Here is an 18957-nt window from a genome sequence, read left to right on the forward strand (position 1 = left end):
GACACCGTAGGGAGGCATTAGGTCGGCACCCGTCCTAGTCGAAGTCAGTAGTCGAAGCCAGCAGTCGATGTCAGTAGTCGATGGTCGGATACCAGTCCCCTCGCCCCTGCGGGGTCAGGTCGAGCAGGTGCCAGACGGGCGTCAGCAGGTCGATGCCGCGTTCCTGGATGTCGTCGGCCATGCGCGGGTGGGCGGAGTAGGTGTGCCGGACCGTGCCGTCGCCGTCGCGGGTGAAGACGGAGACCGTGGAGTCCTGCGCGCCGTCCTCGTCCTCGCTCCCCAGGTCGTACTTGAACGTGCTGTCCCCACAGCTGAGCAGCCGCAGCCGGTGCCAGCCACGATCACGGGCGTACGTCCGCAGGGTGGGCGGGTCGGCGGCCGCGGCGATGACGAAGTCCGCGTTGCGGGCCACGTGGTGGGCGATGCCGTTGTAGCCGTCGATCCACAGCGTGCACATCGGGCAGGCACTGGTCTGGAGCTTGCCGTACATGAAGTGGTAGACGATCAGGGGCCGTTCGGGCCCGGAGAACAACTCGCTCAACGCGACCTCACGGACCGGGGCGTCACCGGCGTCGAGGTCGGAGGGGCCTTCGAGGAAGACGTAGTCGTCGACGGATGGGCCCTGCGGGAGCGCCCGGCGCCGGGCCGCGACCTCCTCGCGGTGCCGCATGAGCTCGATCTCGGCCAGCCGCAGCGCTTCGCGGGCCGCGAGATAGCCCTCGGATTCCCCGGCCAGCCTGGTCTGCCGCGCCATCGCGTCCTCCTGGAGTGGGGTCCCCTCCCAGGCCCTCAAGTCTAGGACGGTCACCAGGCGTGACGCAGCCGCTCCAGGTGCCCCGGACCCATGGCCTGGTCCCCCTGCTGGGCGCTCCTTCCAGGCCCAGGCGCCCGGGCTGTCAGGCCTGGAGGGCTTCAGTGCGGTGAAGGGCTCGCTTGAGCAGACCCTCCAGCGCGTCCTGCTCGTCCTGCGTCAGGCCGGTGAACAGGGGTTCCTCGGCCAGGACCTTCAGCAGCCGTTCCCGCAGCCCGGCGCCCTCCGGGGTCAGGACGAGCTGCTTGGCCCGGCGGTCGGTGGGGTGGGGACGGCGCTCTGTCAGTCGCAGGCTCTCCAGCTTGTCGATCACGACGGTGGCGTTGGACGGTTCGCAGCTCATCCGCCCGGCCAGCTCGCGCATGGTCATCGGACCGGTCATCTCGCGCAGGGCCGAGGCCTGCGCGACGGTCAGACCGAGCCCGGCCACCCATTCACGCATGCGCGCGTTGCTCTGCATGTCCAGGTCGTGCACCAGCTTGCCCAGCTCCCACTGCGCTTCCGCCCGCGCCTTCGTCATAGCCATGACTCCAGACTACCTAACTGCTTCAACCCATGATAGATATGACTTGAAGCATTCAAGTCATATGCATTGGAGGGGTCTCATGAACCTCAATCTCACGGGCAAGACCGCCGTCGTCACCGGCGCCGGCCGGGGCATCGGACTGGCCACCGTCCGGACCCTGGTCGCCGAAGGCGTCCGCGTCGTGGGCGCCGCGCGCACCATCACGCCCGAGCTGAAGGAGACCGGCGCCCACACCGTGCCGGCGGACCTGAGCACCGCGGAAGGCGTCGCCGCCCTCATCGACGGCGCGCTGACCGAACTGGGCGGCATCGACCTGCTGGTGAACAACGTGGGCGGCGGGGACGAGGCCGTCCTGGGCTTCCTCGACGCCGGCGACACCCAGTGGACCCGCATGTTCGACATCAACGTGCTCGCCACCGTCCGCGCCACCCGCGCGGCCCTGCCCAGCCTCATCGAGCGCCGCGGGGCGGTCGTCAACCTCTCCTCCACCGTCGCCCGGATGCCCGCGGGCGTCCCGGCCAGCTACAGCGCCGTCAAGGCGGCGGTCTCCGCGCTCGGCAAGTCCCTGGCCGAGGAGTTCGGCCCCCAGGGCGTGCGCGTGAACACCGTCTCCCCCGGCCTGGTCCGCACCACCGTCTACGAGGACCCCGACGGCCCGGTCGCCCAGCTGGCCGCGGCAGCGGGCGTCAGCCTCGCCGACTTCGTCCAGCAGATCGCGAAGTCCCAGAACATCACCACCGGCCGCATGAGCGAGGCCGAGGAGGTCGCGGCCCTGGTCGCGTTCCTGCTGTCCGACGTGGCCGGCAACATCACCGGCGCCGACTACGTCATCGACGGCGGCACCGTCAAGACGGTCTGAACCAGCCGCCGCCCGCCGCGACGACGTGAGCCATGGGTCCGACCTCCGTGTTTACGGGGTGAAGTGCCGGGTTCCGCCGAGCAGCGCGCCGGTCGGCAGCGGCACGCCGGGGGGAACGGGGCCCGGTGCCCCACGGCCTGCTGGACAGCTCGCACCGTTGTCACACCAGTTGTCACTGAAAAGGAGTTCAACCATGAAGATGCTCACCTTCAAGGCCACGACCCACGCGGCGGAGCCTGCCCGTATCGGCGCGCCGGTCAGCGCGGCGGCCATGGAGTCCGTGATCGGCCAGCCGGGGCCGGTCGAGGTCGAGACGGTCGGCGCGGACTGGGAGGCCCCGATCACGGGGCTGCTCAACATCAGGCATCCGAAGGCCGTTGCGGCGGGAATCACCGACCACAAGGAGCCCATCAAGATCTACGCCCACGTCGTAAGGCACCCCCTGCACGGCTTCTTCCTGGTCGACACCGGTGTGTCACGGCGGCTGGTGGAGGACCCCGTGGGCGTGGGGGTTGGGATGATGCTGAGGAAATACGGGGGCATCGAGAAGATGCGCCCTCGGCAGAGCACCGCGGAGATCATCGAAGCGGAGGGAGCCCCCCTTGCCGGGGTCTTCATGACCCACCTCCACCTCGACCACGTCTCCGGCCTCCCGGACGTTCCCAAGGACGTCCCCATCTACACCGGCGCCGACGAGGCGGAGGCGTCGCTCTTCCTGAACCTGTTCGCCCAGGGCACGAACAACCACCTCCTGGCCGGACGCCCGCCGCTTCAGGAACTCCAGTTCACCAAGGACCCGGGCGGACGACTCGAAGGCGTCAACGACGTGTTCGGCGACGGCTCGTTCTTCGCGATCCTCACCCCCGGGCACACCACCGGACACGTCTCCTACCTCGCTCGCACCGCGGCGGGTCCGGTACTCATGACCGGCGACGTCAGCCACACGCGCTGGGGCTGGGACAACGCCGTCGAGCCCGGAACCTACCTGCAGGAGCGCCAGCCCAGCATCAAGAGCCTGCTCGCCCTGAAGGCGCTCAGCGAACGCCACCCGAACATGGTCGTGCGACTGGGTCACCAGGAGTAGCCGGCGCGGCCCAGGCGGCTGTGCACGCGACTTCGGATGCCGTCTCAACGCGACCGCACCGCGAACTCGCACCACACCACCTTCCCCGGCTCCCGCTCCCCCACCCCCCACTTGTCCGCGAGCAGCGTGACCAGCAGCAGGCCCCGGCCGTGTTCCGACTCCGGTGACGTGTCGCCGTAGCGGAGTTCGCCGGGGCCGCTGTCGTGGACCTCGACGCGGAGGACTCCGTCGGGGTGCAGGGTCAGGCGGAGGCGGAAGCCGCGGCCAGGGGGGACGCCGTGGAGGACGGCGTTGGTGGTCAGTTCGCTCACGCAGAGCAGTGCGTCGTCCGCGCGCGTGCCGACCTGCCAGTCGGCCAGGGCCGTGCGCGTGAAGTCGCGTGCCATGCCGACCGATCTGCGGTCCCGGCGGTAGAACGCCTCGCGGGTGTGGGGGGTTTGGGGTTCCGGGTTCATGAGGCGAGTGTCACCGTGAGTGACTACGATGGATCAGTGAGTGAGGTCGTAGTTCCGACTTCTACGACTCCACTACGAGCGGTTCGGGCGCCCAGGGGGAAAGGGACACGCATGCACGTGGCGAGGAAGCCCAAGAAGGTCGGTTCGTGGCACGCGGTCGGGGCGCTCGTCGCCCACTACCGGAAACAGGCGCGGCTCACCCAGGAGCAGTTCGCCGAACTCGCCAACCTGCACGTCGACACGGTGGGCTCCGTCGAGCAGGGGCGGCTTGCGCTGCAGCCGGACCGGGCGGAGCAGTTCGACGAACTGCTGGGCACCGGCGGGGCGTTGGCCGTGCTGGTGGCGAAGATGCCGGTGCGGGAGCGGATCGTGCAGTTCGCGCAGGGACTGGTCGACCATGAGCAGGAGGCGGTGGGAATCCTCTCGTACGAAAGCCTGGTCGTTCCGGGGCTTCTCCAGACCCGTGACTACTGCCGCGCCGTCTTCGGTTACCGGTATCCGGCCCTCGGGAGCGAGACGTCCGAGCAGTGGGTGAACGCGCGTATGGAGCGGCAGTTGGTCTGGCAGCGGGAGCGGCCGCCCGTGGGTCACTTCGTCATCGAGGAGAGCGTCCTGCGGCGGAAGGTCGGAGGTGCGGAGGCGATGCGGGAGCAGATCCGGCAGATCCTGGAGTACACCGAGCCGGTCCACATGAGCTTTCAGATCATGCCTGAGGACCGGACACCGCACGCCGGTCTCGGCGGCCCCATGGTCCTGCTGGAGACACCCGAGCATGAGCGTCTGGCATACCTGGAAGTGCAGCGGGCCAGCTTCCTCGTGGACGATCCCGACGAGGTCAGCGACTATCACCACAAGTATGGAATGCTGCGGTCACAGGCCCTCTCACCTGATGAGAGCGTGCGCCTCCTCGACGGACTGCTAGGAGACCGATGATGAGCACCGCACTTCAGTGGTTCAAGTCCAGCTACAGCAGCAGCGAGGGCGGCAACTGCGTCGAGGTCGCCACGTCCGCGACGGTCCACGTCCGCGACTCCAAGACGCCCGACGGCCCCATACTCACCGTCTCCCCCGCCACCTGGAGCGGGTTCCTCGACCGCCTCGCCCGCGGCTGAGTCCGCATCGCCGCATAAGGGGCCTTGACCTCAAGCGAGGTTGAGTTCTTACCGTCGGTCTCTCCGAGAGCACGTCGGGCGAAGACGGAGGGACCGGCCGTGGAGTACTCGCACAGCGACGCCGAACTGATCCAGCAGCCCATCGGCTACTGGAGCTGGGCCGCGTTCAAGGCCGTCGTCGACCGCACCCGCGCCGTACTCGCCGGGCTCGGTACCACCCAGCCCCAGTGGTGGGTCCTCGCGCAGGTCGCGCGCGCCGACACGGTCAGGATCCGCGCCGAGGTCTCCCACCTGCTGCGGAACTATCTCGACACGGGTCCGGAGAGCATCGAGGCCGAGATCGACGCGACCATCGCCCTGAGGTGGATCGACGAGGACGCCGAGGGCCGCCTGAGCCTCACGACCGACGGCAGGGCGTTCTACGACCGGGCCGCGGCCGTCCAGGACGAGCTGCGGGCGGAACGGCACGCCGGCATCTCCGACGAGGAGTACGTCGTCACCCTCAAGGTGCTGCAACGCTTCATCCGCAACACGGGCGGGCAGGCCTGGCACCACTAGGGCGCCGGCCAGCCGCTCGGTTCCCTTGCGCGGTACGTCGGTCCGGCCGCGGTGGCCGCTCGCCGCCGGGCAGGTCAGAAACCGCCGCCGAAGTCCCCGCTGTCGCCGCCTCCGCCGCCGAAGTCGCCGCCGCCTCCGAAGTCGCCGAAGTCCCCGGGGTCGAAGTCCGCGCCCGAGACGTCGCCGCCCTGGTAGCCGCCGGTGTCGTAGCCGCCGAAGTCGCCGTAGCCGGTGCCGTAGTCGGCCGCGTAGGCCGGGGCGGACATCCAGCCGCCCAGCGCCGTGCCGAGGAGGAGGCCGGGCAGGATGCCGCCGCCGAAGTAGCCGCCCGCCCAGGGGCCGTAGGCCGGGCCCGCGTCCCAGTAGGGGCGGCGGCCGTACTCGGTGTCGACCTCGCGGACCACCGGGTCGCGGCCGTCGGCGAGGCGGGTGGCGTCGGCCGCGCAGACCGGGACCTCGCGGGGCGCGCCGCCGGGCGGGGTCCAGGCGGCGTCCGTGACGGAGGGGCCGTGCCGGGGGTCGAAGAAGCACGGGGGCCGGCGTTCGGGAAGGGGGCGGCCCTCGCGGCGGGCGGCCAGCTGGGCCAGTGAGAACCGGCCGTCCTCCAGGGCCTGGGTGACGGCCCGGACGTCCTCCGGTCTGCGGGCGTCGGACATGGCGGACTTCGCCTGGTCGTAGGCGTTCAGCGCGCGTTCGTAGTCGGCGCGCATCGCGTCGTCGGCGCCCGGCTCGGCCGGGTGGAAGTCGAGGCGGTCCAGCTCCTCGCCGAACGCGGTGATGTCCTCGTCGACGACCACCCGGAGCCGGTCCAGGGCGGCCCGCTGCTCCTCCTCGTGGCGCCGGCGGTTGCGGCGGACCAGGGCGTACGCGCCGGCCCCGCCGGCCACGACCACGGCTCCGAGCGTGATCAGCGCCGTACTGGAGACCCCCGAACCGCCCGTGCTGCCGCCGCCCCAGCTCGCGGGGGCCCTGCCGCCCATGTTGGCCAGGGCGCGGTCGGTGAAGTCGGTCAGCTGGGCCTCGGCGGTCTCGCCCTGGACGCTGGTGACCAGGTTCTGGACGGCCGTCCGGGGCAGGACGGCGGAGTCGGCTCGGGCGTCGAAGCGGTCGCCGAGCCGGACGGCGTACAGGCCGGTGACGCCGGTGGCGGTGCGCAGGTTCGTGAAGAGGTCCTGGGTGGGGTAGCCGGCCGGCAGGACGGCGATGAACAGGGGTTTGTCGGCGTTCTTGATCTGCCGGGCCAGGGTGTCGGCGTCGGCCGTGGAGAGCTGGTCGGCGGCGGCCGGGTCGACGTACACCGGGCTCTTGCGCAGGGCGTCGGCGATCGCCGAGACGCCGGTGGCCGCGGTGGCCTGCGGGGCGCCCAGGGTCAGGGCGACCAGCGCCAGCACGGCGAGCAGCAGCCCCGGGAGGCTTCGGGTCCGTCGCACGGCCTTCATGCTTCGAAATTACCCGAAGCCCCCAGGGCGAACATTTCCTACGCTGCCCGGTACGCCTCCGTCAGCTTCTCCACCGCGGCCGCGTACCTGCCGGTCAGCAGCAGATGGTCCGCGTCGGCGAAGGGCTTCGAGACGGCCGCCGTGACCGACTGGCCGACCTTCGCCTGGACCAGCAGCCGCGCCCGGGTGACCAGGTCACGGCCGGTGGAGTCGGCGCCCCTGCGTTCGGCGGCCCGGGCCGCGGCCCCGAGCGCCTTCAGGGTGGCCGTACCGCCCTGCGGGGCCCTGGTCAGGGTCGTCAGACCCCAGCCGTAGGGGTACTGCGGGTCGTACGACGCGTCGCCCACGTTGATGGGCAGCTGCGCCTCGGACTTCGGCCAGGTGACCGGGAGCCGGCCGGTGAAGGCCTTCCGGCCGTAGAGCACGTCGGCCACGCCGTCGCCCTCGGTGCCCGGGAGCCAGGAGGCGACCAGGGCGTCGATCTCGCCGAGCCGGTCGCCGATCAGCTGCGGCCGTCCGGAGACGATCAGCACCGCGCACTTCATGGCCGCGCACACCTTGTCCACGGCGGCCTGGTCGGCGGCGGACAGCGCCAGGTCGTTGCCGTTGCCGACGTCCCCGACACCCTCGGCGTAGGGGGTCTCGCCGACGACGACCACGCCCACGTCGTACCCGCCGGTCGGCGCGGAGGCGTCCTTGGAGTAGGTGACGTCTCCCCCGGCGTTCTTCATTCCCTGGAGGATGGTGGTGCCGGTGGTGTGGGTGCCGGACTGGCCCTGCCAGGTGATGGTCCAGCCACCGGTCTGGTTGCCGAGGTCGTCGGCGTTGGACCCGGCGACGTACACCTTCTGCGACTTCTTCAGGGGCAGCACTCCGGAGGAGTTCTTCAGCAGCACCTGGGACTCGGCGGCGGCCTGACGGGCCACGGCCCGGTGCGCGGTGGACCCGATCCGTGAGGCGTTGCTCGTGTCGGCGTAGGGGTGCTCGAAGAGGCCCAGCTCGAACTTCTGGGTGAGGATGCGGGAGACCGCGTCGTCGATCCGCCGCTCGCCGACCTTGCCCGCCTTCACCTGGTCGATCAGGGTGGCGGTGAAGTCCTGGTAGCTGTAGGGGACCATCATCATGTCGACGCCCGCGTTGACCGACGTGCTGACGTGGGACGCGTAGTCGCCGGGCAGCTGGTCGATGGCGTTCCAGTCGCTGATCACGAAGCCCTTGAAGCCCATCCGGTCCTTCAGCACTCCGTTGATCATGTCGGCGCGGGCGTGCATCTTCACCGGGCCCTGGCCGTCGCCGACGATGTCGAGCGAGGAGTAGGACGGCATGACCGTGCCGATGCCCCGGTCCACGGCGGTCTGGTACGGCGCCAGGTGGATCGCCTCCAGCTGCTGCCGGGTGACCGTGGTGACGCCCTGGTCGATGGTGTACGACCCGGTCGTGGACGAGCCGTAGGCGGTGCCGCCGTCGCCGACGAAGTGCTTGGCGGTGGCGAGGACCTTGTCGTTGTCCTTGAGGTCACGTCCGTCCGCGCGTCCCTGGAGGCCCTGGATGACCGTCTCCATGGACTTCACCAGGGCCGGGTCCTCGCCGAAGGACTCGTAGGAGCGGCCCCAGCGCTCGTCGCGGGTGACGCAGAGGCAGGGGGCGAAGTCCCAGGGGACGCCGGTGGCGCGGACCTCGGAGGCCGTCACCGCGCCCGCCTGCTCGGCCAGCCGGGGGTCGCGGGTGGCGCCGATGCCGATGTTGTGCGGCATGATCGTGGCGCCGGCCAGGTTGTTGTGGCCGTGCACCGCGTCGACGCCGTAGATCAGCGGGATCTGGAACCGGGTGGCCTGCGCCCGGAGCTGGAAGGAGTCGATCATCCGCGCCCAGGCCGCGGCCGTGTTGGGCGTGGGGGTCGAGCCGCCGCCGGAGAGCAGCGAGCCGAGGTCGTAGGCGGTGACGTCACCGCCGGTGCCGACCGCGCCGCGCTCGGCCTGGGTCATCTGTCCGGCCTTCTCCTCCAGTGACATCCGGGAGAGGAGGTCGGCGACCCGCTTCCGCACGGGCAGCTTGCTGTTCAGGTACGGCAGTCCGTGGGCGTCGATGACGACCTGCGGGGTCTCGGCGGGGGCCTTGGCGCCGGTGACCGTGAGCTTCAGCGGGACGGTCTCCGCGGATTCGGCCGAACGGTCCTTCAGCGTCGGCACCTCGATGGTCCGCGCGGTCCCGGAGGCGGTGCCGGCCGGGAAGGTGAGGGTGCCGGAGAGCGCCTGGTAGTCCTTGCCCGCCTCGGCGGTGCCGCCCGTCGTCGCGTACGAGACCGTCACCGGCTCGTCGAGCGGCGCCGAGCCGGTCGTGGCGACGGTGACCTTCACCGACGCCGTGCCGCCCTCGCGCACCGGGTAGACGGCCGCGTCCGTGGTGACGGAGGCCCGCAGGGACTGGTCGGCCTTGCCGTACAGCTCCACGTCGTCCATGGCGAACCGGCCCTGGACCCCTACGGGGAGGGTGACCGCGTACCCCCACATCTGGGTCAGGCCGAGCACGTGGTCGATACCGCCGACGGGCTGGTAGTCGGTGCGGTAGACGAAGTCCGTGAAGGGGATCTCGATCTGCTTCCAGCCGGTGAAGTCGTCGGTGAAGGAGGTCGTCCAGAGCTCCGAGGCCTCGCCGTCGGCGCCGCCGTCCTTGATCTCGAAGGCGGTCTTCTTGCCGTTGTCCTGGCCGTCCCACCAGAAGCGGATGCCCTTGTGGGCGGACCAGTCGTGGGCGGGTTCGGTGGCGGCGAAGTCGTGGGTGAAGCCGCCGTAGCCGCTGATGTCGTAGGTCCCGGCGAGGACCTTGGCGCCTTCGGGGGCGTCCGCGCGGTCGGCGAACCGGAGCTGCGGCGGGTCGTCGCTGTCGCCGCCCCAGGTGAAGATGCCGTCGGCGGGCTGGGCGGCGAAGGGGACCTCACCTTCGAAGCGGTCCACGGGAGTGGGGCTCGGATCGTCCGCGGCGCGGGCCGCGGAGAGGGGCATCAGGGCTGCGAGCAGGGCGGTGGAGACGAGCAGGGCGGCTCTTGGCATGGACCTTCCCTCGACTCTCTGGTTCACTCGGGGCTCTCACAGTTCACTCATGGCTTAGATCACGACGTGAGTTAACTAACGGCTCGCACACCCGTCAAGACGTCCCGTCAGGAAGGGCGATGTGTCGATGAGAAGAACCCCCCACACCCTGCGTCTGGTGCTCGCCGGACTGCTCACCGCGGCCGGTTTCAGCGCGGTCGTACCACCGGCGCACGCGGCCGGTGAACAGGTCACCGCGTACCTCACCACCACCGACGACTCCGCCGGACGCCATGTAACGCGCGGCCTCCAGGCGCAGACGCCGTTCGCCTTCTCCGCCGGGACCGGTGGCGGCGGCGACAACATCACCGTCGACGAGAACACCCGCTACCAGACCTTCACCGGCGGCGGCGCGTCCTTCACGGACACCGCGGCCTGGCTGATGAACAGCAGCGGGGCGCTGTCCCAGGCCACCCGGGACGCGACCATGCGGAAGCTGTTCTCGCCGGCCGACGGCATCGGACTGTCGTTCCTGCGCAATCCGATGGGCGCCTCGGACCTGGCCCGGTACGGGTACACGTACGACGATGTACCCGCCGGGCAGACCGACCCGAACCTGAACGGCTTCTCCATCTCGCACGACCTCGCGGACGTCGTCCCGCTCACCAGGCAGGCGCTCCAGCTCAATCCCTCCCTGACTGTCATGGCCTCGCCGTGGACGGCGCCGGCCTGGATGAAGGACAGCGGCTCGCTCAACGGCGGCTGGCTGAAGGCGGAGGACTACGGCGCCTACGCCTCGTACTTCGTGAAGTACCTCCAGGCGTACCAGGCGCAGGGCGTCGACGTCTCCTACGTGACCCCCCAGAACGAGCCGACCTGCTGCTCCGGCTACCCGTCGATGAGCTGGAACGCCTCGGGCCTGCAGTACTTCCTCAAGAGCGAGCTGCTGCCCAGGCTCCAGGCCGCCGGGCTGTCCACCAAGGTCCTCGCCCACGACTGGAACTGGGACGTCTACGACTCCTACGCGGCCGCGTCCGTCGACGACGCCACGATCCGCAACAGCCCGAACTTCGGCGGGATCGCCTGGCACGGCTACGGCGGTGACGTCACCAAGCAGACCACCGTGCACAACCAGTACCCCACGCTGGACGCCTTCGGCACCGAGCACTCGGGCGGCACCTGGATCGCCAACCAGCAGCGCGAGGACATGAACAACATCATCGACTACACCCGCAACTGGGCAAAGTCGGTGACCAAGTGGTCGCTCGCGGTGGACCAGAACATGGGCCCGCACAACGGCGGCTGCGGCACCTGCACCGGCCTGATCACCGTGCACAACGGCGACGGCGCGAGCGGCACGGTCGACTACACCGTCGAGTACTACACGATGGGCCACCTCACCAAGTTCGTCCGGCCGGGCGCCCAGCGGATCGCCTCCACGGCGTCCGCCTCGGTGCCGAACGTGGCCTGGCGCAACCCGGACGGCTCGAAGGCCCTGATCGCCTACAACGACTCCGCAAGCGCCAGGACGATGACCATCGACTGGGGCTCGCAGCACGCCACCTACTCGCTCCCCGGCAAGACCTCGGCGACCTTCACCTGGTCCGGCACCCAGTCGGGCGGCTCCGGCCAGAGCGAGGCCTTCGTCGGGCTGGCGGGCAAGTGCCTGGACGTGGCGGGCGGTTCGAGCACCAACGGCACGGCCGTCCAGCTCTACGACTGCAACGGCTCCACCGCCCAGCAGTGGACCGTCCAGTCCGACGGCACGGTCCGCGCCCTCGGCAAGTGCCTTGACGTGACCTCGGGTTCGACGGCGGACGGGGCGAAGGTGCAGTTGTACGACTGCAATGGAACCGGTGCGCAACAGTGGTCGTACAACTCCTCCACCGGTGATGTCGTGAATACGGCGGCGAACAAGTGCCTCGACGTCACGGGCAACTCCTCGGCGAACGGGACCCGGGCGCAGATCTGGTCCTGCACGGGGGCCGCCAACCAGAAGTGGCATCTGCAGTAGGGCGGTAGGAGTGCCATGAGGCGTACGACGGGGGCGGCGGCCGTGCTGGGCACGGTCGCCGGTGCGTTGCTGCTGAGCGGGTGTGTGGCCGAGGACCTTCCGCTGGCCGCGGTGCGGGTCGGGCAGGACGGGAAGCCGCACGCACTGATCCGGCCGTGCGGTGACGACCGGATCGAGGGCCTGGGACTCACCGGCACCCGGGCCCGGGACGGCTCCGGGCGGGACCTGTCCGGCTGGTCGGTCGGCGACACACTGCGGACCGGTGACGCGAGCTTCCCGCTCTTCGACCCGCCGGCCGACTGGCACGCGCAGCACACCGGGACCCAGCACACGGTGACCGCGTACACCTATCGACTCGGCTTCATGAAGGGCGAGTTCAACTACGAGTACAGCGTCACGCTGACGTTCCGCACGGCCGATCTGGCGAAGCTGAAGCCCGGCCAGGTCTGGGCCGACGGCCGGGCGATGAGCCTCGGCGAGTTCGAGAAGCTCGCCGAGGACTCCTGCTGAACCTTGCTGGACCCCTCTGGACCCCTCTGGACCCTTCTGGATCAGGGGGTCTACTCCGCCGGTTCCACGCCCGCGCGGAGCAGACCGTAGGTGTACGCGTCCTCCAGGGCCTGCCAGGAGGCGGCGATGACGTTCTCGCCGACGCCGACCGTGGACCACTCGGTGCTGCCGTCGGTCGTGGAGATCAGCACCCGGGTGGTGGACTCGGTGCCGTGCTTGCCCTCCAGGATGCGGACCTTGTAGTCGGCCAGGTCGAACTTGGCGAGCTGCGGGTAGATCTTCTCCAGGGCGACGCGCAGGGCGCGGTCCAGGGCGTTGACCGGGCCGTTGCCCTCCGCCGTGGCGACGATGCGCTCGCTCTTGGCCCAGAGCTTGACCGTGGCCTCGTTGGCGTGGGTGCCGTCGGGGCGGTCCTCGACGATGGCCCGCCAGGACTCGACGCGGAAGTAGGTGCGCGGCCTGCCCTCGACCTCGGCCCGCAGCAGCAGCTCGAAGGAGGCGTCGGCGGCCTCGTAGGTGTAGCCCTTGAGCTCGCGCTCCTTGACCCGCTCGACGACCCGGCCGACCAGCTCGCGGTCGCCGCCGAGGTCGATGCCGAGTTCCTTGCCCTTGAGCTCGACGGAGGCGCGCCCTGCCATGTCGGAGACCAGCATCCGCATGGTGTTGCCGACCTGCTCGGGGTCGATGTGCTGGTACAGGTCCGGGTCGACCTTGATCGCGGAGGCGTGCAGGCCGGCCTTGTGGGCGAAGGCGGAGACCCCGACGTAGGGCTGGTGGGTGGAGGGCGTGAGGTTGACGACCTCGGCGATGGCGTGGGAGATGCGGGTCATCTCGCGGAGCCGGCCGTCCGGGAGCACCTTCTTGCCGTACTTCAGCTCCAGGGCGGCGACCACCGGGAACAGGTTGGCGTTGCCGACCCGCTCGCCGTAGCCGTTCGCGGTGCACTGGACGTGGGTGGCGCCCGCGTCCACGGCGGCCAGCGTGTTGGCGACCGCGCAGCCGGTGTCGTCCTGGGCGTGGATGCCGAGCCGGGCGCCGGTGTCGGCGAGCACGGTCGAGACGACGGCCTGGACCTGGGCGGGCAGCATGCCGCCGTTGGTGTCGCAGAGGATGACGACATCGGCGCCGGCCTCGGAGGCGGCGCGGACGACGGCCTTGGCGTACTCGGGATCGGCGCGGTATCCGTCGAAGAAGTGCTCGCAGTCGACGAAGACCCGGCGGCCCTGGCCCTTCAGGAAGGAGACCGTGTCCCGGACCATCTCCAGGTTCTCGTCGAGGGTGGTGCGCAGGGCCAGCTCGACATGCCGGTCGTGGGACTTGGCGACCAGCGTGATCACCGGGGCGCCGGACTCCAGCAGCGCCCTGACCTGGGGGTCCTCCGCCGCCTTGGCGTTGGCCCGGCGGGTGGCGCCGAAGGCGACCAGCTGGGCGTGCTTGAAGTCGATCTCCTGCTGGGCGCGGGCGAAGAACTCGGTGTCCCGGGGGTTGGCGCCCGGCCAGCCGCCCTCGATGAAGCCCACGCCGAAGTCGTCCAGGTGCCGGGCGATGGCCAGCTTGTCCGCGACGGTGAGGTTGATGCCCTCGCGCTGCGCGCCGTCGCGCAGCGTGGTGTCGAAGACGTGGAACGAGTCGTCCAGCTCGTTGGTTTCCGTCTCGGTCATGGTCTCAAGGCTCCTGATGTCGAATCTCGGTCGTACCGGAATGACCGGCTCCACCGTCCCTCCATGGTCCCTCGCGCCTGTCCTCCGGCTGAAGGTGGGCCGGAAAACGAAAAAACCCCTCGCGGGTGCGAGAGGTCTGCGCGCGGGTCGAGGACGACGATGGCCACCCGTACCTGGTCGTACGTGGTGGTCACTGCGGACCGGCGCGCCTGCTGCCAATAATCGTGGCGAACGAGAGCACGGAGGCAGTCTGGCACAGCCCCGCCCCCGGCTCACTCACCGTCTCAGGATGCGGTCGTCACACTGGGTGCCTCGCGGGACGCCACCCGTGCCAGATCCAGGTCCTTCGTCTCCCGCATGGTGACGTAGACCACAAGCGATACGGCGGCGCAGCCCGCCACGTACCAGGAGAAGCCGGACTCGATCCCGGCGTTCTTGAACCACAGGGCGATGTATTCGGCCGTGCCGCCGAACAGGGCGTTGGCGAGGGCGTAGGGCAGGGCCACGCCCAGGGCGCGGACGCCGGTCGGGAAGAGCTCGGCCTTCACGCAGGCGTTGATCGAGGTGTACCCGGTGACGACGACGAGGGCGAGCAGGGAGAGGCCGAGGGCGGGCCAGTATCCGTTCACGCGTTTGAGGAGGGTCAGGACCGGCACGGTGAGGACGGTGGAGCCGACGGCGAAGGTGATCAGGAGGGGGCGGCGGCCGATGCGGTCGGAGAGGGCGCCGGCGAGCGGCTGCAGGCAGGCGAAGACGGTGAGCGCGGTGAAGGAGACCAGGGTCGCGGTCTCCTTGGACAGGCCCGCGGAGTTGGAGAGGTACTTCGTCAGGTAGGTGGTGTACGTGTAGTAGGCCACCGTGCCGCCCATGGTCAGCGCGATGACCAGGAACGCCTCCCGCCGGTGCTGCCACAGCGCGCGCAGGGTGCCGCGCTCCGCCGCGTGCGAGGTGTCCTGCGCGTAGACCTCGGTCTCCAGCATGTTCCGGCGCAGGTAGAAGACGACGGCGGCGCCGAGCGCGCCGACGGCGAAGGGGATCCGCCAGCCGTAGTCGTGCAGCGCGGTGTCGGAGAGGGTGTGCTGGAGGATGATCAGCAGGCCGAGCCCGGCGAGCTGGCCCGCCGTCATCGACACGTACTGGAAGCTGGAGGCGAAGCCGCGCCGCCGGGGGTCGGAGGCCTCCGTCAGATAGGTGGCGCTGGCCGCGTACTCGCCGCCCACCGAGAGTCCCTGCAGCAGGCGGGCGACGAGCAGCACGAAGGCTCCGCCGTATCCGGCGACGTCGTAGGTCGGGGCGACCGCGATGAGGAGCGCGGACACCGACATCAGCGTGACGGTGAGGGTCAGCGCGGCCTTGCGGCCCTTCCGGTCGCCGACCCGGCCGAGCAGCCAGCCGCCCACCGGGCGCATGAAGAACCCGACGGCGAAGATGCCGGCCGTGTTCATCAGCTGCGCGGTGGGATTCCCGCTCGGGAAGAACGCCCCGGCGAAGTAGGTGGCGAAGCTCGCGTACACGAACCAGTCGAACCACTCGACCATGTTGCCTGCCGAGCCGACCCAGATCTGCTTCCAGTGTTGTCGTCCCATGGGCCGTTCCTGCCCGGCGGGCGAACGCGCGATTCCTTTACCGCAAATGCCTGACGAAGACGTCCTGTTCGTTGTTGTCGTCGCCGCGCGGGTCGAGGGTGCCGTCGTACGACGTGAAGGCGATCCGGCGGGCCGAGACTCCCCCGGGCGCCACGTGTCCCTCGGTGGCGACCAGGGCGCGGGTGCCGTGCCTCAAGTCCCGCACGTACATCGTGGGTGCGGAACACGTCCGGGCGGGTCGTTCAGCGCCCGGCGTTCCGTACGAAGATGTCGGCGACGCCGTTGGTGTCGCCGCGGACGAGGTTGGTGGCCGTCGAGACATAGGCGGCCACCCGGCCGTCGGCGTCGAGCGCGACGCTGTACGAGGTGCCGTCGGACTGGCCGGCGCCGAGGCTGACGCGGCTGATCGCGCCGGTCCTCAGGTCCTTGACGAAGATGTCGGCGACGCCGTTCGTGTCACCGGGGACGAGGTTGGTGGCGGTGGAGGTGAACGCCACCTTGCGGCCGTCGGCGCTCAGCCTCGCGTCCCAGCTGGGGCCGTCGGCCTCGGTGCCGTCGGCCGCGGTGCTGACGCGGACCGTGGCCTGCCGGGTGCGGTCGTAGACGAAGATGTCGGACTGCTTGTTGGTGTCACCCGGGACCAGGTTGTAGAGGCCGGACCCGAAGGCGACCAGGCGGCCGTTCCCGCTGATCGAGGAGTCGTCGGCGTAGTTCTTGTAGGCGTAACCCGTCGGGCGGCTGATCTGCTCGGTGGTCTGTGTGCGCCGGTCACGGACGTAGACCGTCCTGGTCTTGGAGGTGTCCACCTGGGTGGGGTCCAGGTTGAGCGGGGTGTCGAAGGTGACGTAGCGGCCGTCGGCGCTGAGGGAGGGGAAGAGGGCGTCGGCTTCGCCGTGCACCCCCGAGGTCGTGTACTGCACCAGTTCGTCGCGGCCCGTGCGGCGGTCGTGGACGATCACGTCGGCGCGGCCGTTGGTGTCGCCGGGCACGACGTCCGGGGCGTCGCTCACATAGGCGACGACCCGGCCGTCCGCGCTGATCGCGGGCATCTGGTTCGGCGCCCAGTCCGTGGGGTGGCCGGTGCTGATGCGTTCCGTGCGGTGGGTGCGGCGGTCGTAGAGGTAGATGTCGTCGACACCGTTGTCGTCGCCCTTCTTGAGCGCGGCCGAGGTCACGAAGACGACGTAGCGGCCGTCGCCGCTGAGGGCCGGGCTGCTCGCCGGGCCCTTGGCGATCCGCTCGGTGCGGCCGGTGCGCAGGTCGCGCACGAAGACGTCGGTGACGGTGTCGTGGTCGCCGCGGACCAGGTTGCCGGCGGCCGAGGCGAAGGCCACGTAGCGGCCGTCGGCGCTCAGCGCGGGGGTGGCGGAGGCGGCGTCGGCCTGCCTGCCGCCCGGACCCACGCTGACGCGGGTGGTGGAGGGATGCGGTGCCGCGACGGCGGCCGGGACCGCGGTCCCCGTGAGTGCGAGCAGCACGGCGCCGCCCAGCGCGGCGCCGCCTAAGTGCGTGCGTACGGCAGTGGACATGTCGACCCCCGTGGTCGTGTGGTCCCCCGGGTCCCCGGCCCCGTGCCGAGGGCTCTGTACCGAGGGCTCACCAGGATGCAAGCGCACCGCACAAGCGGGGTCAATCGCACTTATTGCGTACAACCCGGTCGGAAGGTCACGTGTCCGCGAGAAGATCGGATTCCAGGAACTCCCGTACGTGGCCGAGAACCTGTGCCCGGCCGGTGCCGCGCAGTCCGATCGCCACATGGATGGAGAAGCCGTCGAGGAGGGCGCGGAGGCGGGCGGCGAAGCGGTCGGGGTCGACCGGGCGGAACTCGCCCGTGGAGACGCCCTCCGCGAGGAGCGCCACCAGGTCGCGGTGCCAGGCTCCCTCGATGGCGGCCTGCCGGTCGCGGGCGGCCTCGTCGGCGTTCTGCGAGCGGTTCCAGACCTCCAGCCAGAGGGTCCAGTGCGGGTCGCGGTGGCCCTCGGGGACGTACAGGTCGACGTACGCGTCGAGCCGTTCGCGGGCGGTGCCGGGCCGGGTGAGGAGCCGGCCGCGTTCGGCGCCCAGCCGGCCCTCGCTCCATTCCAGCGTCTGGAGCAGCAGTTCGTCCTTGGAGTGGAAGTAGTAGAGGAGGTGGCCGCTGCTCATGCCGACCTCGCGGCCGAGGGCGGCCATGGTGAGCTTCTCCAGGCCGCGTCCGGCGATCATCGTCATGGCGGCGGCGAGCACGTCCTCGCGGGGCGGGGCGTTCCGGCGCGCACCGGCCATGGTCGGGCTCCTAGATCCTCGGCTGCTGCTGGGTGATGCAGTGGATGCCGCCACCGCCGGAGAAGATCGTACGGGCGTCCACCAGGGTCACCGTCCGCTCGGGGAAGAGGCGGCGGAAGATGCCCGCGGCGATCTCGTCGCGCGGGTCGTCGAAGCCGCAGAGCACGACTCCGCCGTTGCAGAGGTAGTGGTTGATGTAGGAGTAGTCGGCCCAGTGGCCGTCCGCCTCCAGGACGGTGGGGGCCGGGACCTCGACCACCTCCAGCGTGCGGCCGCGCGCGTCGGTCTGGGACCGCAGCAGGCCGATGACCTCCTGGGTCACCTCGTGGTCCGGGTGCGCGGGGTCCGGCTGGGAGTGCGCGACCACGACTCCCGGGCGGGCGAAGGCGGCGACGATGTCCACGTGTCCGAGGGTGCCGAAGCCGTGCGGGGGGTAGTCGCCGGTGAGGCCGCGGGGCAGCCAGATCGCCTTGCGGGTGCCGAGCATCCCGTGGATCTCCGCCTCGACCTCCTCCTTCGACCAGCCCGGGTTGCGCTCGGGGCCCAGCTGCACGGTCTCGGTCAGCAGCACGGTCCCCTCGCCGTCGACATGAATCGCGCCGCCCTCGTTGACCAGCTCCGAGGCGTACGTCCTCGCGCCCGCGAGGTCGGAGACGTACGCGGCGATCTTCGCGTCGTGCTCCCAGCGGGCCCAGTGCTGGGCACCCCAGCCGTTGAACGTCCAGTCCACGGCGGCGAGTTCACGCCCGTTCGTCAGGAAGGTGGGGCCGATGTCCCGCATCCAGGCGTCGTCGAGGTCCCGTTCGACGGTGTCGACGCCGGGGCCGAGCAGCGTCTGCGCGTACGCCGACTGGCCGGGGCCGCAGACGACCGTCACCGGTTCGAAGCGCAGGACGGTGCGGGCGACCGAGGCCCAGGCCATCCGGGAGGCGAGGAGGTCGTCCGGGTCGTCGAAGGTGGGGTTGGGGCCCGGCCAGGCCATCCAGGTCCGCTCGTGCGGGGTCCACTCGGCGGGCATCCGGAACCCGTCGGAGGCTGCCTTGTTCAT

Annotated in this window: 18 protein-coding genes; 7 read left to right on the forward strand and 11 right to left on the reverse strand. The window is 70.5% G+C overall.

The window, feature by feature from the left end:
- Positions 1-70: 70 nt before the first annotated feature.
- Positions 71-754: a DUF899 family protein gene (locus ACGFZS_RS31110; protein WP_393797850.1), complete on the reverse strand. Its 684-nt coding sequence runs from the start codon at positions 752-754 to the stop codon at positions 71-73.
- Between the two features lie 142 nt (positions 755-896).
- Positions 897-1331, reverse strand: a complete 435-nt coding sequence (locus ACGFZS_RS31115; protein ID WP_393798029.1) for a MarR family winged helix-turn-helix transcriptional regulator — start codon at positions 1329-1331, stop codon at positions 897-899.
- An 85-nt stretch (positions 1332-1416) separates the two neighbouring features.
- Between ACGFZS_RS31115 and ACGFZS_RS31120 the strand changes: the two genes are divergently transcribed.
- Both ACGFZS_RS31120 and ACGFZS_RS31125 read left to right on the forward strand, forming a co-directional pair.
- Positions 1417-2196, forward strand: coding sequence for an oxidoreductase (locus ACGFZS_RS31120; protein ID WP_393797851.1), 780 nt, complete (start codon positions 1417-1419; stop codon positions 2194-2196).
- A gap of 193 nt (positions 2197-2389) precedes the next feature.
- Entirely contained in the window at positions 2390-3280 is an 891-nt protein-coding gene (locus tag ACGFZS_RS31125) for an MBL fold metallo-hydrolase (protein ID WP_393797852.1), read from the forward strand.
- A gap of 44 nt (positions 3281-3324) precedes the next feature.
- Here ACGFZS_RS31125 and ACGFZS_RS31130 read toward each other — a convergent pair whose 3' ends face one another.
- On the reverse strand, positions 3325-3735 hold the full coding sequence (locus ACGFZS_RS31130) for an ATP-binding protein (RefSeq protein ID WP_393797853.1): 411 nt from the start codon (positions 3733-3735) through the stop codon (positions 3325-3327).
- 111 nt (positions 3736-3846) lie between these two features.
- Between ACGFZS_RS31130 and ACGFZS_RS31135 the strand changes: the two genes are divergently transcribed.
- The 3 genes from ACGFZS_RS31135 (at position 3847) to ACGFZS_RS31145 (ending at position 5405) form a co-directional block, all read left to right on the forward strand.
- The gene (locus ACGFZS_RS31135; protein WP_393797854.1) at positions 3847-4668 is read left to right on the forward strand and encodes a helix-turn-helix domain-containing protein; all 822 of its coding nucleotides are present in this window, start codon (positions 3847-3849) and stop codon (positions 4666-4668) included.
- On the forward strand, positions 4668-4847 hold the full coding sequence (locus tag ACGFZS_RS31140; protein ID WP_393797855.1) for a DUF397 domain-containing protein: 180 nt from the start codon (positions 4668-4670) through the stop codon (positions 4845-4847). The genes ACGFZS_RS31135 and ACGFZS_RS31140 overlap by 1 nt, the downstream gene beginning before the upstream one ends.
- Positions 4848-4946: 99 nt before the next feature.
- On the forward strand, positions 4947-5405 hold the full coding sequence (locus ACGFZS_RS31145; protein WP_393797856.1) for a MarR family winged helix-turn-helix transcriptional regulator: 459 nt from the start codon (positions 4947-4949) through the stop codon (positions 5403-5405).
- Positions 5406-5479: 74 nt separating this feature from the next.
- On the opposite strand, the gene ACGFZS_RS31150 is transcribed toward ACGFZS_RS31145, so the two are convergent.
- Positions 5480-6844 (reverse strand): hypothetical protein, encoded by a 1365-nt coding sequence (locus ACGFZS_RS31150; RefSeq protein WP_393797857.1) that lies wholly within the window; start codon positions 6842-6844, stop codon positions 5480-5482.
- Positions 6845-6882: 38 nt separating this feature from the next.
- Positions 6883-9894: a glycoside hydrolase family 3 N-terminal domain-containing protein gene (locus ACGFZS_RS31155; protein WP_393797858.1), complete on the reverse strand. Its 3012-nt coding sequence runs from the start codon at positions 9892-9894 to the stop codon at positions 6883-6885.
- A 127-nt stretch (positions 9895-10021) separates the two neighbouring features.
- Here ACGFZS_RS31155 and ACGFZS_RS31160 point away from each other — a divergent pair, with 127 nt between their 5' ends.
- Both ACGFZS_RS31160 and ACGFZS_RS31165 read left to right on the forward strand, forming a co-directional pair.
- Positions 10022-11887, forward strand: coding sequence for a lectin (locus ACGFZS_RS31160; protein WP_393797859.1), 1866 nt, complete (start codon positions 10022-10024; stop codon positions 11885-11887).
- 15 nt (positions 11888-11902) lie between these two features.
- On the forward strand, positions 11903-12397 hold the full coding sequence (locus ACGFZS_RS31165) for a hypothetical protein (RefSeq protein ID WP_393797860.1): 495 nt from the start codon (positions 11903-11905) through the stop codon (positions 12395-12397).
- A gap of 50 nt (positions 12398-12447) precedes the next feature.
- Here ACGFZS_RS31165 and cimA read toward each other — a convergent pair whose 3' ends face one another.
- From cimA to ACGFZS_RS31195, 6 genes are all read right to left on the reverse strand, one after another.
- Positions 12448-14058, reverse strand: a complete 1611-nt coding sequence (cimA, locus tag ACGFZS_RS31170; RefSeq protein ID WP_393797861.1) for a citramalate synthase — start codon at positions 14056-14058, stop codon at positions 12448-12450.
- 284 nt (positions 14059-14342) lie between these two features.
- Positions 14343-15644, reverse strand: coding sequence for an MFS transporter (locus ACGFZS_RS31175; RefSeq protein WP_393797862.1), 1302 nt, complete (start codon positions 15642-15644; stop codon positions 14343-14345).
- Between the two features lie 37 nt (positions 15645-15681).
- Entirely contained in the window at positions 15682-15840 is a 159-nt protein-coding gene (locus ACGFZS_RS31180) for a hypothetical protein (protein ID WP_393797863.1), read from the reverse strand.
- A 46-nt stretch (positions 15841-15886) separates the two neighbouring features.
- Positions 15887-17173 (reverse strand): TolB family protein, encoded by a 1287-nt coding sequence (locus ACGFZS_RS31185; protein ID WP_393797864.1) that lies wholly within the window; start codon positions 17171-17173, stop codon positions 15887-15889.
- Between the two features lie 136 nt (positions 17174-17309).
- Complete coding sequence (locus ACGFZS_RS31190) at positions 17310-17909, reverse strand: TetR/AcrR family transcriptional regulator (RefSeq protein ID WP_393797865.1); 600 nt, start codon at positions 17907-17909, stop codon at positions 17310-17312.
- Between the two features lie 10 nt (positions 17910-17919).
- The gene (locus tag ACGFZS_RS31195; protein WP_393797866.1) at positions 17920-18957 is read right to left on the reverse strand and encodes an agmatine/peptidylarginine deiminase; all 1038 of its coding nucleotides are present in this window, start codon (positions 18955-18957) and stop codon (positions 17920-17922) included.

Origin of the sequence: Streptomyces sp. NPDC048288 (assembly GCF_043201555.1) — a bacterium.
Taxonomy (GTDB): Bacteria; Actinomycetota; Actinomycetes; order Streptomycetales; family Streptomycetaceae; genus Streptomyces.